The 16,119-nt window shown below is 56.9% G+C and carries 17 protein-coding genes; 9 read left to right on the forward strand and 8 right to left on the reverse strand.

Annotation, left to right across the window (positions count from 1 at the left end):
- Both GSF01_RS29915 and GSF01_RS26600 read left to right on the forward strand, forming a co-directional pair.
- A partial coding sequence (locus GSF01_RS29915) for a hypothetical protein (RefSeq protein ID WP_235941753.1) occupies positions 1 to 703 on the forward strand: 703 nt, incomplete at its 5' end.
- A 468-nt stretch (positions 704 to 1,171) separates the two neighbouring features.
- The gene (locus GSF01_RS26600; RefSeq protein WP_159888299.1) at positions 1,172 to 2,248 is read left to right on the forward strand and encodes a glycosyltransferase family 2 protein; all 1,077 of its coding nucleotides are present in this window, start codon (positions 1,172 to 1,174) and stop codon (positions 2,246 to 2,248) included.
- An 81-nt stretch (positions 2,249 to 2,329) separates the two neighbouring features.
- Here the strand turns inward: GSF01_RS26600 and GSF01_RS26605 are convergent, their stop codons facing one another.
- A complete protein-coding gene (locus tag GSF01_RS26605) occupies positions 2,330 to 2,671 on the reverse strand; it encodes a hypothetical protein (protein WP_159888300.1) in 342 nt (113 codons plus the stop codon).
- A gap of 314 nt (positions 2,672 to 2,985) precedes the next feature.
- Here GSF01_RS26605 and GSF01_RS26610 point away from each other — a divergent pair, with 314 nt between their 5' ends.
- Both GSF01_RS26610 and GSF01_RS26615 read left to right on the forward strand, forming a co-directional pair.
- Entirely contained in the window at positions 2,986 to 3,681 is a 696-nt protein-coding gene (locus GSF01_RS26610; protein WP_159888301.1) for a galactosyltransferase-related protein, read from the forward strand.
- A 278-nt stretch (positions 3,682 to 3,959) separates the two neighbouring features.
- Positions 3,960 to 4,691 carry a superoxide dismutase family protein gene (locus GSF01_RS26615; RefSeq protein WP_159888302.1) on the forward strand — a complete coding sequence of 244 codons (732 nt, stop codon included), beginning with the start codon at positions 3,960 to 3,962 and terminating at the stop codon, positions 4,689 to 4,691.
- 137 nt (positions 4,692 to 4,828) lie between these two features.
- Here the strand turns inward: GSF01_RS26615 and GSF01_RS26620 are convergent, their stop codons facing one another.
- Genes GSF01_RS26620 through GSF01_RS26630 form a run of 4 tightly spaced genes read right to left on the reverse strand, consistent with a single transcriptional unit; the run spans position 4,829 to position 7,015 of the window.
- Positions 4,829 to 5,983, reverse strand: coding sequence for an FAD-dependent monooxygenase (locus GSF01_RS26620; protein ID WP_159888303.1), 1,155 nt, complete (start codon positions 5,981 to 5,983; stop codon positions 4,829 to 4,831).
- Positions 5,984 to 5,986: 3 nt separating this feature from the next.
- Positions 5,987 to 6,124 carry a DUF3995 domain-containing protein gene (locus tag GSF01_RS30120; RefSeq protein ID WP_268893745.1) on the reverse strand — a complete coding sequence of 46 codons (138 nt, stop codon included), beginning with the start codon at positions 6,122 to 6,124 and terminating at the stop codon, positions 5,987 to 5,989.
- Positions 6,060 to 6,413: a DUF3995 domain-containing protein gene (locus GSF01_RS26625; RefSeq protein WP_268893743.1), complete on the reverse strand. Its 354-nt coding sequence runs from the start codon at positions 6,411 to 6,413 to the stop codon at positions 6,060 to 6,062. The genes GSF01_RS30120 and GSF01_RS26625 overlap by 65 nt, the downstream gene beginning before the upstream one ends.
- Entirely contained in the window at positions 6,410 to 7,015 is a 606-nt protein-coding gene (locus GSF01_RS26630) for a TetR/AcrR family transcriptional regulator (protein WP_159888326.1), read from the reverse strand. Before GSF01_RS26630 ends, GSF01_RS26625 begins: the two co-directional genes overlap by 4 nt.
- Before the next feature lie 149 nt (positions 7,016 to 7,164).
- Between GSF01_RS26630 and GSF01_RS26635 the strand changes: the two genes are divergently transcribed.
- On the forward strand, positions 7,165 to 7,341 hold the full coding sequence (locus GSF01_RS26635) for a hypothetical protein (RefSeq protein ID WP_159888304.1): 177 nt from the start codon (positions 7,165 to 7,167) through the stop codon (positions 7,339 to 7,341).
- A gap of 105 nt (positions 7,342 to 7,446) precedes the next feature.
- Here the strand turns inward: GSF01_RS26635 and GSF01_RS26640 are convergent, their stop codons facing one another.
- Positions 7,447 to 8,889 (reverse strand): SEC-C metal-binding domain-containing protein, encoded by a 1,443-nt coding sequence (locus GSF01_RS26640; RefSeq protein ID WP_201305493.1) that lies wholly within the window; start codon positions 8,887 to 8,889, stop codon positions 7,447 to 7,449.
- 504 nt (positions 8,890 to 9,393) lie between these two features.
- Between GSF01_RS26640 and GSF01_RS26645 the strand changes: the two genes are divergently transcribed.
- Together GSF01_RS26645 and GSF01_RS26650 are read left to right on the forward strand one after the other, a co-directional pair.
- Positions 9,394 to 9,957, forward strand: a complete 564-nt coding sequence (locus GSF01_RS26645) for a cysteine hydrolase family protein (protein ID WP_159888306.1) — start codon at positions 9,394 to 9,396, stop codon at positions 9,955 to 9,957.
- A gap of 79 nt (positions 9,958 to 10,036) precedes the next feature.
- On the forward strand, positions 10,037 to 11,479 hold the full coding sequence (locus tag GSF01_RS26650; RefSeq protein ID WP_159888307.1) for a nicotinate phosphoribosyltransferase: 1,443 nt from the start codon (positions 10,037 to 10,039) through the stop codon (positions 11,477 to 11,479).
- A gap of 85 nt (positions 11,480 to 11,564) precedes the next feature.
- Here the strand turns inward: GSF01_RS26650 and GSF01_RS26655 are convergent, their stop codons facing one another.
- Entirely contained in the window at positions 11,565 to 13,046 is a 1,482-nt protein-coding gene (locus tag GSF01_RS26655; protein ID WP_159888308.1) for a hypothetical protein, read from the reverse strand.
- Positions 13,047 to 13,299: 253 nt separating this feature from the next.
- Between GSF01_RS26655 and GSF01_RS26660 the strand changes: the two genes are divergently transcribed.
- Entirely contained in the window at positions 13,300 to 13,650 is a 351-nt protein-coding gene (locus GSF01_RS26660) for an antibiotic biosynthesis monooxygenase family protein (RefSeq protein ID WP_159888309.1), read from the forward strand.
- Positions 13,651 to 13,875: 225 nt separating this feature from the next.
- Positions 13,876 to 15,360: a peptidoglycan DD-metalloendopeptidase family protein gene (locus GSF01_RS26665; RefSeq protein WP_328803710.1), complete on the forward strand. Its 1,485-nt coding sequence runs from the start codon at positions 13,876 to 13,878 to the stop codon at positions 15,358 to 15,360.
- Positions 15,361 to 15,556: 196 nt separating this feature from the next.
- Here GSF01_RS26665 and GSF01_RS26670 read toward each other — a convergent pair whose 3' ends face one another.
- Positions 15,557 to 16,117 (reverse strand): GNAT family N-acetyltransferase, encoded by a 561-nt coding sequence (locus GSF01_RS26670; RefSeq protein WP_235941755.1) that lies wholly within the window; start codon positions 16,115 to 16,117, stop codon positions 15,557 to 15,559.
- Positions 16,118 to 16,119: the final 2 nt, after the last annotated feature.

Genomic DNA, 16,119 nt, shown 5'->3' on the forward strand with positions numbered 1-16,119 from the left:
GGCGCGACGGGTGAAACTGGCGCAACGGGTGAAACTGGAGCGACGGGAGCCACAGGCGCGACGGGTGAAACTGGAGCGACAGGTGAAACTGGTGCGACGGGTGAAACTGGAGCGACGGGTGAAACTGGAGCGACGGGTGAAACTGGCGCAACGGGCGACACTGGCGCGACAGGTGCCACAGGCGCGACGGGTGAAACTGGTGCGACAGGCGACACGGGCGCGACGGGTGCCACAGGAGCGACGGGCGACACTGGCGCGACAGGTGAAACTGGCGCAACGGGTGAAACTGGAGCGACAGGTGCCACAGGAGCGACGGGCGAAACTGGCGCAACGGGAGAAACTGGAGCGACGGGTGAAACTGGCGCGACGGGAGAAACTGGAGCGACGGGCGAAACTGGCGCAACGGGTGAAACTGGCGCAACGGGAGAAACTGGAGCGACAGGTGCCACAGGAGCGACAGGTGAAACTGGCGCGACGGGTGCCACTGGAGCGACGGGCGACCCAGGCGCGACAGGTGAAACTGGAGCGACAGGTGAAACTGGTGCGACAGGCGAAACAGGAGCGACAGGTGCCACAGGCGAAACTGGCGCAACTGGAGCAACTGGAGCAACTGGAGCAACTGGAGCAACTGGCCCGACGGGCGATACTGGTTCGATCTCCTCTGCTTATGGCTATGTCTACAGACTTGGAGCAACCGGCGTAACTGGCGATGGGGATGTTATTTTCACCAATAGCGGCCTGGTGACTGGAGGCGTCACGTTTGCCCCTGGCGATACAGAGGTTCATGTTGCAGAAGCGGGGAACTACCATGTTCAATGGAGTGTTACGGTAGACGGAGGGGCCGCTGTCGAAACGGCATTTGGTATTGCATTGAATGACGCCCTGCTTCCACAGACGGTGTTTGGAATGGGCACTATTTCTCCAACCGGCTCCTTCCAAACAACAGGACATTCTATTATAAGCATTCCCGCAGCTTCAACCTTGGCTCTCCGTAATGCAGGAACCGATAAGGCACTGGAGGCTGCTTCAGACGGCCAACCTATTGTAAATGCATCACTAGAGATTATTAAACTAACTCCCTAATCTCAGTTCAAGATTTCAAGTAATAGGGCGTCCGTCATAAGGATGCCCTATTATTTTCGTATCGTCTCAATACTTATAGGAGGTAGCCATGATAACCATTAGCCTCTGTATGATTGTCCGAAATGAAGAGGATACCTTGCAACGCTGTTTGGATTCGATCCGCGGGGTTGCTGACGAGATCATTATTGTCGATACCGGCTCGACGGACCGCACGCGCGAGATAGCTTCGGAATTTACGCCGCATGTCTATGACTTTACGTGGATCGATGATTTTGCCGCCGCGCGCAACTATTCCTTTTCCCAAGCAACTCAGGAATACATCCTGTGGCTGGATGCCGACGATGAGGTGGAGGAGCAGGACAGGGAGAAGCTTCTTCGGTTGAAAGAAACGTTGAATCCCGCCGTCAACAGTGTTTCGATGCTGTATCATTTGGTTTTCGATGGTCAGGGGAACCCCACCTACACGCTGCGCCGAAACCGGCTGGTGCGCAGAGATCAGCATTTTCAATGGATCGGTATGGTCCACGAATATTTGGATGTGCGGGGGCCGTATGTACAATCCGATGTCGCCATACGTCACAAAAAGAAGAAGGCATATACCGACCGCAATCTGCGCATCTATCAGAAGCGGCACGAGGCGGGGGAATGGTTCTCCCCGAGGGACATGTATTATTATGCCAATGAATTAAAGGATCATGGCCGGTACGAAGAGGCTATCGAGCAATACGAGCAATTCTGGGCATGGGGGCAAGGCTGGGTCGAGGACCGTATCGCTTCCTGTCAGAAGCTTGCTTTCTGTTACGCACAAACGGGCGAGCACGAGAAGCGGGCGCAGACGCTGCTGCGATCCTTCCTGCTATCCAACCCGCGGCCTGAGATCAGCTGTCAATTGGGAGCTTTCTTCATGGAAAGACGCCAGTGGGCACAGGCCAAGTATTGGTATGAACAGGCGCTCGTGCCGGCTAATCAGCAGGACGGAGGTGGAATGGTGGACGTTGCCTCACGCACGTGGCTTCCCCATCTTCAACTCTGTGTCTGCTGGGATAGATTAGGGGACAGCGAGCGGGCATTTCTGCACAATGAAAAGGCAGCCGCCTTCAAGCCGGATCATCCCAGCATCCTGTACAATCGGAGTTACTTCGACAAGCTGCGGAATCAAGCCTGAAGCCATGCCCCGGTGTTCGCCAGGGACCTTGCATGGCCTTCGAGGGAATAAAGCTTATAACAAACGTACCGTTTTCTGCTCTTATTTGCTCACGTACACATAAGGAATGCGAATGGTGCTGTACGTGCCCTCCAGCATTTCGCCGGTAATGATGTCCGCTTTGAGCAGAGCCGATATTTTGGCAGGGTCCACTTTGGATATATTTTTCCAGAGCTCGGGATCGGGCAAGGCCTCGAATAACAATTGATCGTTAAACTGTTTTTTCTCCTGATAAATGATCTTCAGGGTGTAGTCGTTGATTTTTACCTCGGACGTCTCTGCATACATGGCCACGATATCTTTGCGAATCGACTCCAGTTCATCTTCCAGACGCTTCTGCTGTTCCTTCAACTCACAGTAACGGGCCAATTTGTTGAAATCCATCTCGAATCACTCCATCTCCCGATTGTATAGGGTTCTCGTTACAGGATATGCCCGAGCGCCAGCGGATAGACTTGGACCACTTGTGCCCGCCCCGGTCCTATGGCAGGAAGCCACCAAGCAGCTTTCTTACGAGCATATGCCCGCATTCTACAATGCCGGATTTCTGGAAGTCCTGGCGTGAGGAGCTTGCCCAGTTGGGGACTGCATGCAGGCTGCATATCGAGGCCACGAGACTCCCGAACAAACCAGGGGAGACTGGGTGGATGCGTGATTCGAGGCAGAGACTCAGGGATGACAGGAGAGGAGGAAGAGATTTGTATACTCAGGTATCGGTGCTGATCCCCTATATGTCGGACGAAGGGGGGCTGAGGGATGCCTCGTTTAACTGGGTATGTCGGTTCTACGAAGCTTTATTTCCCGGTATTCAGCTTTGCATCGGGGAGCTGGCGGATGAACCCTTCAGCCGTTCCAAGGCGATCAATACGGCCGCCCGCCAGGCGAAGAGGGATATTTTTGTTATTGCCGACAGCGACCTTATCTTTGCCCCTTGGCTGCTGGGGAAGTCCATGTCTCTGCTGGATCATTACGGCTGGGTTATTCCGTATAACCGGATACACAGGCTTTCCCGTTCCAGTACGGAGGTGCTGCTGGGGCAGCGTCCGAAGTGGCCGCCGGACATTATGCCCGACCAGGCTCCCGAGAATGCGAGGCGGTACACGGGCGGGTTAACCGTACTAAAGAGAACCGCATTCGAAGCGGTACAGGGATTCGACGAAAGATTCATCGGGTGGGGGGCCGAGGATGATGCATTCGCCTGCTCGCTGGATACGTTAAGCGGCCCCCGTATCCGGCTAGACGAGGCGCTGACGCATCTGTGGCATCCGCCGGGATCGGGAAGCAATCCGAATTATGCTAACAATTATGCGCTCTTTCTCCGGTATTGGGAGGTACGGGGGAATGTGGGGGGAACGAGGCGGCTGATCGCTGAGCGTACCGCGGGCTCTCGTTAAGGCGACGGATGCGACTGAAGGGGCAGGAGGGTGTTTGCTGACAAGCAAGCAGGCGCCCTTGCCGACTTCACGGCGTAAGTCAGGGAGGGCCGCGCTTCCGTGTATGGATGGCCGCAGCCGAGCAACCACTTCAATCCGCTTTGATTCCTTGAATACCCGAGTTAGGCTGTATCTTCCGGCGTTCTTCCTGCAGCTGTCATTTCCGGAACCCGTTTCTCTTGCGGAGATTAGGGGTAATGGGGACAGAACGAATGACAATAACCGGGAGGTAGCAAGGGATGAAAGCAAAGAAAAGGTCAGGTTCGGTAGTAGTCGGGTCATTCCTATGCGGCGCGCTATTTTTTTCTGGTCTGGGCTATGCGGCGTCCACGCAAATTGAGGTGAATTTGGAGAAGCTGTCCTTTTACGTGAAGGGCAAGCAGGTAGAGAATGCCGAAGGCGAGTATTCGAATAACGGCACCGTCGTACCCGAGGCATTCGTCTATCAGGGAACCACTTACGTCACGCTGCGTCAGGCGGCGGAGCTGGTGGAGCAGCCTTTGTACTGGGACGGGCTGAGCCGCTCCGTATCTGTCGGTCATCCGACCGTCGTGCTGTATGATCTGAGAGGGGAACGAATCGGCCATGCCGAGCTCATCCCGGAGAAGGATGGAGTCAAGGTTATCCTCGAAGTAAGCGGCCTTCCTCCGGGTACTCACGGCTTCCATATCCATGAGAAGGCCTTCACGGGGATGGATTTGGCTTCCGCAGGCGGTCACTTCAATCCGGAGGGCAAGCAGCATGGCCACAATAACGAAGCGGGTGCCCATCTGGGGGACCTGCCTAATCTCGAGGTCGGGGCGGACGGAAAGGGACGGGTCGAGTATGTCATTCCCGGAGCTGCGCTTGACGGAGGCAGCCACTCCATTCTTGGGCGGTCGCTGATTATTCATGCGGCAGCCGATGATGGAAAGTCCGACCCGGCCGGTAATTCCGGCGACCGGATCGCAGGCGGCATTATTCCTCAGTAGCGGTGCCAAGGCTACACTTGAAGAGGCGGATGATGAGCAGGCTAAAGCTTTACCAGCAGAGGCTATCCCCGGCAGCAAAGCTGTCCAGGGGATAGCCTTTTTGTGCGCGGGTCATCCGGCAACAATCGAACAGGGAACTAGTCGTTAGTAAAATCGACGTCGTATAAGGTATTCAACTGACGGCGCTGGAGGAAGGGGGGCGTAAGCTTCATCGCGCTGTTGCGCAGCCGGCAGAGCAAGGGACTCTCCAACTGAGCGAGCTTGCCGACGGTCCATGAGAGTCGCGAGACGAGGCTGTTCCTCGCCACCCTTGCGGTCTCATAGGCGCGGAAGGCATCCGGGACGGAAGTGTGACGCGTCAGGCAGCGGCCAAGCTCCACAGCGTCCTCGATGGCTTGGCAGGCGCCTTGTCCCAGATTAGGAGTCAGGGCATGAGCGGCATCCCCGAGCAGTAGCGTTCTGCCGGATACGAACGGGCCGATTCGGTCCAGATCGAAGATGTCGTTGTGAATCATCTGACTGGGCGAGGTGGCGGACAGGATGGAGGCGACCGGCGCATGGTAGCCGCCGAACGTATCCAGCAGTTCGGGAATGCCGTACGCCAGGTAACGCTGGTCGTGAGGAGCGGCATTTTTTACCGCAAACCAGTAGGTCTGTTCATGGGCCAGCGGGATGACGCCGAAGCGCCCCAGCGGTCCCCATGATTCGGTGAACAAGGAGTCGCTGCCTGTACCGGGCCAGCAGTCCGCTACCCCTCGCCAGCATGTATATCCCGCATAGCGAAGCCGGACAGAGGGGAACAGTTTGCCCCGGATGACGGAATGCAGGCCGTCGGCAGCCAGCACATAACTGCCGTGAACCTCTTCGTTATCGGAGAAGCGCACCGTGACGCCCCGATCATCCTGGCGCATATCCAGGCAAGCCTTGCCGAAGCTGACCGTTCCAGGCGGGAGCGAATGGAGCAGTATGCGGTACAGCTCAGCCCGATGAATCGCTACGGTGGCATAGACGTCTCCGCCGGCAGGCATTGCGGACAAGACCGCTCCCTTCTCATCGAGAATCGCCATTCCGCCGGGGCTGCTGAAGCCTTGCTCCCGGATCAGCTTGGTCAACCCGAGCGTCTCCAGCGCCCTCAGCGCATTAGGCGCGAGCATAATTCCGGCTCCCGCCGGGCGTACGGTCGGGTAACGCTCAAACACGCGCACCTCCTTGCCGATTTGCCGAAGGGCGATCGCAGCCGTCAAACCGCCAATCCCTCCGCCGACTATCAAAAACGTGTCATGTCCCGTCATGCTTCATTCCCCCATTAGCAGCGCGGCAACAAAACTCATGCACAACCAGAAACAGAGCGGAGTGAACACATAGTTGTCATGCCGTGCAAAGCGCGAGCCGCGCACCCGCTTGAACATTCCGACATATCGGAAATCCCCGATGCTGCGCAGACCGAACACCGCGGCGCATACCCAGCAGCCTGGCCGCACGATCCCTATAAGCGGGAATGGATGGGAGGAATCCTCCCTGAACAGCCAGCAAGAGCCCTGCGCCGAAGAGGAGCAAGGCAACGAGAAGCGTAACCGCTATGCCCGGCTGGAATACTGGCTGCTCGTTCGGACGGGAGGGCAGGACAGCCTGAGCTCCCCAGGCTCCGCCGAATGCCCAGTACACGTGGACTCCCGCTATGCCGAGCAGCAGAACAACCGATAAAGCGAGGAGTATCGTCATGCTTCTCGCGCCTCCCAGGAGCGGATTCCTTGCCATATCACATCGAATTGACGCATGAAAACCGCTTCCAGTTCTACTCCCCTTTTATCGGAGGAGGCCCAGGTCAGCAGTGAGTTGAAATAGATCGAGACCAAAATCGCGGCTAAATCCGCACTGTCCGCATGCTCCATCAGCAGCCGATCCCGTTTCGCTTGTTCCAGCAGGGCCGCAACAAGCTCCTGGAACCTGTGAACGATCTGTAGCTCTTGCTCCACATGCAGCCTGGAGCGCATCAGCTCTGTGATTGTTAGACGGATCAGCTGAGGCCGTTCCGTATAGCGGGCAAAAAGCTCGCGGAATAGAAGCAGCAGCCGGTCTCTCAGATGTGGAATTTCTCCGCAGCGCGCCGCGATCACACGCACGGTCTCGAGCTGCGAACTGCCCAGATGCAGCAGTATTTCTTCTTTCTTTGCAAAGTAGTTATAAAAGGTGCCTTTCGCAATGCCGCATGCCTTCGTAATTTCCTCCACAGTGACCTGGTCGAAGCCTTTGATCTCAAATAACTGCATAGCTTGAGTAAAGATTTGCTCCTGCAATTCCCGTTTCCTGATTTCGCGTAACAACATGAGAAACGCCGCCTTTTAAGGGAGAATAGTGACCTTGGTCATCGAATGACTACGGTCACTATTTTAGACTAGAAATCCCTTTATGGCAATAGTTTACAATATATAGTAAAGAACAGGAAAAAAGCGACAAATTAAGGAGGATGACGGTGAGGATCGGGAAAAAGATAGGGACATGGTTCGGCATCGCACTATTTTTGGCTCTGGTCAATTCACTGCTCGGCTGGAAGAGCTTTGAATGGGATTTTTTAACTATGATGAAGACTCTTCTTCCGGCGGTATTGATCAGCACGCTTTGTATTTATTTTTTATTCAAGACGAAATGATGCCAATCTAATTGACCGATTAACTCGCATTGCAAAAAAAAGGTCCTGGCGAGCAGATGCTCGCAGGACCTTCTTGGCGTGCTGCAGCGGCGCGCCAACTAAAGGCTAGCGGCCTTGCTTATAAATCCAGACCAGCAGCTCCGGCAGCTTGATCCACAACCGGATATGGGTCGTAACATAGACGACGGCCGCTTCCTCTTCGGCGCTCGTCGTCGTACCGGAGCCGGGTTTGGGCAAGGGCTTGCCTCCGAACAGGAAGTCCAGCACATGCGGATTGTGCTGCATGGCTTGACGATAAGGCGCGTTTAGCTCAGGCGTAACCTTGCCGAGTTTTTTGTAAGCGAAGATCAGCCGGTCGTAGACGAAGGTGACGGACTGGTCGTCGGTGTAGGTCTGCAGCAGCCGCCCGGCTTCCTCCAGCCGGTTCTGTTCCAGGTATGCGGCCAGCAGCAAGTAGCGGGCACCCAGCGGGTCCGCCGGGTCCAGCTTGAGCAGCTCTTCGAGAGGAATCGCTGTCTCCTCGGGCTCCTTCAGCTCCCAGCAAGCTTCGGCATAGGCCAGCTTCGTACGCATGTACGGGCGTGCCTCAGCGCGCAGCCAAACATCCGGTGAGCCGCCCTGAGGACAAGACTCGGCTAGATCGCGCTCGCCCGCCGCGATTCCCTCGGCCAGCAGCCGCTTCTTGTCAGCAGGGTCCTCGGTAAGACCGGCAAGCACTCCATAGGCATCGGCGCTGTGCGTATACAGCTCGAGAGCAGCGTGAGCCAGCTTGGCCGCCTCCTCCGCGCTCCCGGCTTCCATCGCGGCGTACAGCAGCTCCTGAGCCTCTTCCCGTACAGCAGGGGAGGAAGAAGCGGCAGCGACAATAACGGAGCCTGAAGCCTTCTTGCCGGCCGACGTGTCTAGGCCCGCTTCCGCCTCAGCTCCGGGCACGGAGGACGACTGCTTCTCCTGGTTCTGCTGACGACGAAGCGCCCGTTCGGCTTCGATCCCCGGAGGGAGCGTTCTTGAAGGCGAGCTTGTCGCTCCGCCCGATTGAGGATCGAAATAGCCGTCTGCAAACTGCAGCAGCTCCTGATAGCGCTTGGACAGGGTCGAGGACGATACCTCGTATTTGAGCGCCAGGTCATTCTGGGTAACGGGCAGCCCGTACGCCTGAACGACCATATATTCGAGCGCCGCACAGAACGCCCCTTCCTTCTTGAACGAAGGCCGCTTCTCGCGGGAGAAGTTATCCCATACGGAGAGAGCCTCTCCGATATGTCTCGGCTCATAGACATCCGCCATATGTGAGATAAGCTGATGCGCCAGATGGGCGTAAGCTTCGCTTTCCCAGCGGATGCCGGTTTCTGCGATTCTCTTGATTTCTTCGAGCGTCGGTGCGGGGACGGGAGCTTGTACAGCTTCTGTCCTCAGGTCCACTGCTTCCGATGGCGCCTGGGTGTAACCAGTCGAAGCGATGGCCGGCTCCTGGCCTTTGCCCAGACAGCACCGTTTGTATTTTTTACCACTTCCACAGTAACAAGGTTCGTTTCTGCCAATCTTCAACAAGAAAGCTCCTCCTTCAACATGAACACGATCGTTGCTAGTAGTACTAGCATAACCGATTTTGATCCATATTCATAATCATTATCGTATTTTATGTCGTTTTTTTGTAGAAAGAGGAGCCGGAAGCGTCGGAAACGGGCCAAACGGGCTTGTTCGCAGCTTGAATTAAAGGTACAAGGACCCTTGATAAGTCTGCCGAACGCGGAAGGAGGAAGGTAATGGTCGGTTCGTTGTTTCAGAACCCCTTCGGCGAAGTGATACAATAACAAGAGGTAGGCAAGGTAACATGTCCTTTATCCGAAAGATGCTCGGGAAGAGCGCGAGCCTTTTTTGAGAGTCGTCACTTCCTGCGGGATGGTTACACGGGGGCGTTATCGGATAAAATCGAGATAATGGGTATAGCAGTGGGGTTGACAAAAGTTTTTAATATGTCATAATGAAATTATCAAAATGAAAGTATTAATTTTATTTTTGCATACATTCACTCTGAGGAGGCTGTATACGATGAAAGCTTTGATTGTGATTGATTACACGGTGGATTTTATTGTCGGAAAGCTGCCTTGCGGACAACCCGGCATCGATATCGAGACAAGGATAGCCCAGCTGACCCGGGAATTTGCCGAAGCGGGGGAACTGGTGGTGATGGCCGTGGATCTTCATGACGAATCGGATCAGTACCATCCGGAGCATAAGCTGTTCCCGCCCCATAATCTGCGGGGAACGGAGGGGCGGCATCTGTATGGCGCGCTGGATGATGCTTACCGGGAATGGCAGGATGCCATCTACTGGATGGATAAGACGCGCTACAGCGCCTTCTGCGGAACCGATCTGGAGCTCCGGCTGCGGAGCCGGGGGATCGAAGAAGTGCATCTGGTCGGCGTCTGTACCGATATTTGCGTGCTTCATACGGCCGTCGATGCCTACAACAAAGGCTTCGCTATCGTTGTTCATGAGGATGCGGTGGCTTCCTTCAATCCGGCGGGGCATGAGTGGGCGCTAGGACATTTCAAGCATACGCTGGGGGCTGCCGTCGTGCATGGCGGCGATGGGGAGAAGCAGTCGCTGTAAGCGCTCTGGGGCAGCCCCGGTAATCCCTTGAATCATGGAGATATAAAAACTTGCTGCCGAAAACGAGGAGGCGAAGACGATGCATGATCAAGAGCTGACCCTGCATACGGACAAATATCAGATCAATATGATGTACGCCCATTGGAAGCATGGCTCGCAGGATAAGCGCGCGGTGTTCGAAGCGTACTTCCGCAAGCTTCCGTTCGGCAACGGATTTGCGGTAGCGGCCGGGCTGGAACGCATCATTCGCTATATCCGGGCGCTGCGCTTCAGTCCGGCGGAGATCGACTACCTCCGCACGCAGGAGGAGCAATACGAGGAAGGCTTCCTGGAGGCGCTGCGCGAGTTCCGGTTTACCGGAAGCCTGTTCGCATTGCCGGAGGGCACGCTCGTTTTTCCGAATGTTCCGTTGGTCCGGGTAGAGGCGAGGGTGTTCGAGGCGCAGCTGATCGAAACCGCTTTGTTGAATATTTTGAACTACCAGACTCTGATCGCTACCAAGGCAGCCCGCATCAAGCAGGTAACCGGCGACGATACGCTGCTCGAGTTCGGGACGCGGCGGGCCCAGGAGGCGGATGCGGCCGTATGGGGCGCTCGGGCCGCTTACCTGGCGGGCTTTGACGCCACGAGCAATATGCGGGCCGGCATGATGTTCGGCATCCCGACCAAGGGGACGCATGCCCACGCCTGGGTGCAGGGGCATGAGTCCGAGAAGGAGGCGTTCCGGCTGTTTGCCGAGGCGCTGCCGGATCAAGTCACGCTGCTCGTCGATACGTACGACACGCTGCGCAGCGGACTGCCGAATGCCATTGATACGGCCAAGCGTCTGGAGGCGCAGGGCAAGCGCATGCAGGCGATACGGCTGGACAGCGGCGATACGGCCTATTTGTCCAAGAAAGCGCGCGAGATGCTGGATGAGGCCGGACTGCCCTACGTCAAGATCGTTGCGTCGAACGACTTGGATGAGAACATTATTTTCAACCTGAAGGCGCAAGGAGCCCGCGTCGATAGCTGGGGAATCGGCACGCAGCTGATCACGGGCGGCGATCAGCCCGCGCTCGGCGGCGTATATAAGCTGGTGGCCCGGGAGCGTGACGGGGAGCTTGTGCCGGTCATCAAAATATCGGGCAATCCCGAGAAGGTGACGAATCCCGGGCTTAAGGAGGCCTACCGGATCGTCAACAATCAAACCGGGAAGGCCGAAGCGGACTATATCGCCTTGATGCACGAGGAGGATGTTCGGCGTGGAGAGCGGATCAAGCTGTTCGATCCGGTTCACCCGTATATTCACAAATTTATCGATGACTATGAGGCGATCCCGTTGCTTAAGCCGATTTTTGAACAGGGCGAGCTAGTCTATGAGCTGCCGACCCTGGAGGAAATCCGCCGCTATCATCGAAGCCAGCTGGCGCTGTTCTGGCCGGAATATTTGCGCAAGCTGCATCCCGAGGGCTATCCGGTAGACCTCAGCATGGCGGCTTGGCAGCTGAAGATGGATCTGATCGCGAAGCATAAGGCTTAGGCATAGGGAAGCTCGGAAGGTTGGAGGGTTGGAAGGAAAACGGAAAACGGCAAACGCCTGCGAGCGTCTGCCGTTTTTTCATCGTTTAGAACAGCTCCTGATCGAGCCAGGTGCGTGACAGGTTGCGGGGGAGATCGATAATCGTATTCGTGCCGGAACGGATCAGGAATAATTCATGCCCGGAGCCCATGTAAAGCTGTCCGTCGTCCGGATAATTTAATTTGCTCGCGTTCAGCTTCGTGTCGAGTCGGTAGAGGCCCCATTCCTCCTTAGGCAGGCGATTTTGTCCAGGACCCGACCAATTATCCGTCAACTGCACGATTAGACTGCCGTCCGCTGAGGCCGGATTATCCAGCTGTTGGTTCAGCGACCCCAGCGTGACGATATCGGAGCTAAGAAGCGTGTTGTTGACGTCATGCAGCATACCCTTCGTATCCAGCAGGTACAGCATAGCCGGACCGTAGCGCTGCTCGTTGTAGCTCTTGGCGATCCAAACGGTTCCGTCCGGATTCGGGAGCACGCGCTCCGGACGGAAGTACGATAGATCGCTGCTGAATTCCGTCAAGGCTCCGGCATTGTCCATATAATGATGGTAGCTGCCCGGAGGCGGACCGATCTTCGGTACGGACCAGTAGATGTGCAAGGAGACCAAGGACCTCTTGTCATCGATTGGGAAGCGGACTGCTTCATAGATAGGCGGGTACTCACCCAGCGATCGGCTCTCCTCTTCGGTGAGCTTGTGCAGCAGGGTGTCGCTGTCGCCGATATACAGCTCATTTCCCCTTTGCTCCAGCGTAACGGGCTCTGACCCGACGTCTCGTCTGCCGGTATACATCTTCTCCTCCAGAGGCCGGCTCTCAGCTTCGGTCAGCCAGATGGGCTGTCCCTGCAGCGTCTTCGGAATTTTCAAGACCCGATGTGCAGCGTCGAGGGACAACCGGGGATACGCGTACAAGTAATCGGCATCGTCGTAAAATACATACCCGATCAGCTCCTGTCCGCCCGTAATGGCGAGTCCCTTCGCCCCGTCCCATTGAATCTCAAGCCCGAGCAGCTCACGGGAAAACCGCCAAGTCAGCGGCATGTAGGTCACATCGCGAAACTCCAGGAACGGATAGGGCTCGCTTGCCTGGTCCAGACGCCCGACTCTAGGCATACTAACGGGATAGTCCGCGATGGACGCTTGGTACTTGCGATGAGGCGCATGGGAGCCGGATAAATCCTGCTGTACGCCCGCAGGCTTCCAGTCGCCGCCTCCGCCTCCGGAATGCTTTTTGTAGATGGAGAGCCCTTCTGAACCATTCCAATCCGCTTGCAGCCCAAGCGCCTGCGTGTTGTCCCAGGTTAGCGGCAGATAGGTGATGTCCCGATAGACAAGAAACGGGTATCGCTGACGGGCGTTATCGATCAAGACACCGTTCACCTGAACGGTGAATCCCGGTACGGAGACGGCTGCCGCCGTTCTGGCTTCTGCCTGCTGCGCGGGGAGAGAGCTCCACACCAGCGACATGACAAGCCCTGCGCTCAGGATGCGCTTGATGCTTGCCCGATAGAAATAGCTGCTCACGGTTACTTTGGCCTCCTTCGGATGACAGGCTGGCTGTCTTGGTTGACCTCTAGACGATCCGTGGAGGACAGAAGTTGCTTAGAGCGGCGGCAAAGTTAGTCCACTGCCCCGACCCTGCAAGATGCTTGCGGCGTAAGAACCCCGATGACCCGTCTTCCTTCGGGAGGGCATGCATGCAGAAGTTGGAAAGCCTGCGTTCCCGCATGGTATAGTCATCTGGAGAATGGAAATAGAAAGAGGAGAGTGTCGAACGATGTTCATCGAAACGAAGCGGTTTACCGTCAAGGAGGGCACCTCGGATTTGGTCGTGCAGCGCTTCAGCGGCCCAGGGCATATCGAGCAGTCCGAGGGCTTCATCGATATGAGCGTACTGGTGAAGAGAACGCGCAGAGGCGATGAGGAGGTGCTTCTGATGATTCGCTGGGAGTCGGAGGAAGCTTGGAAGAAGTGGGAGACCAGCGAGGTGCATATTCAAGGGCACCGGGACAGCCGGGGGAAGCCGAAGCCGGAGCATATTTTATCGGTGGAGCACGGGGTGTACGACGTGAAGGCATCCAAGGGGGCGTCAGCATCTGCGTCCGTGTCTGCGTCTGCTGGCGAATAGCAGCGGCAGATGGGCCAAGAAGCGGCTCTTCTTGTGTTTACGGCAGGGCCGGCCCGCATGGAGGCCATTGATTGAGGTAGAGGCCCAGCCGCGTTCCGATAGCTTTGCTGGCAGCCGTATCCGACTTGACCGGATACGGTTGTTTGCTTCTGGCATTCGTTGTACCATGAAAGTAGAACAAGCCGGGATGCTCACGCAAACGGCGAGGGAGGAGAGGGCTGCAGGATGAATGCTCGGGGGGAAAACGGGACTCCGGAGGTCGGCGGGACCGGGAAAAGACGGCAGAGACACACTCGGAGACGGTCCGGGCTGCCAATTATCGGCTTGTGCGCAATCGTATTGGGGGCTGGGCTGGCCGCCTATCTCAACTGGCCGGACGCAGATGCCGGTTCCGGCCAGAGCCGGGAGCCCGTCGCCAGTTCACAGCCGCCGGCTCCCCGCTATAAGGAAGCGGTGGACTTCCGAATGCTTGATCTCGATCAAGGCTGGGTGCGCTATACGGATGGCATCCAAATGACGACGGACAGCGGTCTGACGTGGACCGAGACCGACCGGCTGCCGGAGGAGACCATCCCCTACGCTGGGGCGGGCGTTGTGTCCGCACCTTCTCCGGAAGCGGGTTCGCCCCCGAAGGAGCCGGACGGGTACTCGTGGCTTCGGCTGAATACCGAGCCTCCTTCCGTTGTCTCTCTGAGCCATCAGGGGGCGGACTACGCGGTGAAGCGGGCTCAGTTCATGACGGACCGGATCGGCTGGGCGCTCGCTCAGGACAGCGGCGAGCTGGGCGGCAAGCTGCTGGTAACGACCGATGGCGGCGCCACCTGGCAGGCCGAGGTAACCGATGCCGTACGGACGGCCATCGCGGAAGAGAAGGAGCTCGCGCGGAAGCGACAGCTGGAAGCGGCGCAATATGCCTCGGAGGAGCAAGCCAAGCAGGCATTCCGTTCGGATTGGGTGCTTTTGCCGGATCAAGCAAGTCCGGGAGATACGGTGCTGGTCCGGCACAGCCGGGCGGGCGAGGTGCAGTGGCAGGGGAAGTCGTACCCGCTGCAGCCTTATGGCGCCGGGTATTTTACTTATCTGCCGATTGGGATGGGAGTAAAGCCGGGCAGCTATACCATCGGCGACCAGAGTCTGAAGGTCGTGGCCAAAAGCTTCGAGACTCAATATCTGAAGGTCACGGAAGAAATGAACAGCATGCGCCAGGATACAAAGCGGATTGAGGCGGATCAGCAGAAAATCAACGCCGCCCGCAGCAAGTCCGAGCCGGAGTTTCTGTTCGACGCTCCGTTCGTCGTCCCGGTGGAGGGCAGGCTGACTACGCCTTACGGCTATACGCGGTATGTGAACGGCAAGCTGAGCGGCTCGCACATGGCGATTGATCTGGCGGCCAAGGAAGGGACGCCGATCAAGGCTACCAATGACGGAATCGTCGCTTTGGCGGATAGCTTGTACTTGACGGGCGGTTCGATCTATCTGGATCATGGAATGGGCTTGTTCTCACAATACGCCCATCTATCGAAGCTGAACGTTAAGACGGGTGACCGCGTGAAGCGAGGCGACATCATCGGCCTCGTCGGCTCGACGGGCTTTTCCACGGGGCCCCATCTTCACTTTACGTTCTGGGTGCATAATGTACAGGCCAACCCGAATTTGTTCATGGACGCAACTCCGTTCCAGTGGGGTGGGGAAGACAAGCCAAAGCCTTGACGCTGGTCGATGTCGGCGATTCGATTACCCGCAACCGGCGTCATTCACAAGATCACAAAAAACGGCTCTCTTGCGCCCGATAGCGAGAGAGCCGTTTAGCTTTGCGTGGGAATACTCCATCTTGCTTTCCCCCCCCCCCCATCTTCCGGCTTTCAGGGTTGGCGGAGGAGGGATTAACTTTCGTAACCGGCGGCATTTACGATTGCTTCCACACGTCGGCATATTCGGCATGCCTCTTGAATTGAACGGCTGCGTAGGAGCAGGTAGGAACGATTTTCTTTCCTTCGCTCCGGGCCTCCTCCGCGACGCGGCGCAGCAGGCGTTGGGCGATATCGCGGCCTCGGTACTCGGGCGTAACATACGTATGGTTCAGCACCCAGGTGAACGAATCGATAGGCGCATACGTAATTTCCCCGATCCGTTTGCCTGCTTCGCGGATGACAAATCCATTGCCCGCCTTCTCCAGCTCCAGCTCAAGCGTGTTAACCAGTTGATGATCCGGAACGGACGTGGACGCGGCCACCTTGGCCGCAGCCGCAGCCCCTGTGCTTTTCAACTCTTCCTTGGCCTGGGCGACAGAGGCTTTCATCTCCTGAACGGACTCCTTGACCTTGCCGATCTTTTCCTTCATTTCCGCAGCCGTGTCTTTGGCAGCCTCCATCGTGACTTGGGCCTGATCCTTGATCTGATCGATGGACTGCTTGATGCGCTCCATATTCTCCTTAATTCCGTTAACGTTTTCCTTCAGGGTAGCCATAT

The organism is Paenibacillus puerhi (assembly GCF_009846885.1).
Taxonomy (GTDB): Bacteria; Bacillota; Bacilli; order Paenibacillales; family NBRC-103111; genus Paenibacillus_G; species Paenibacillus_G puerhi.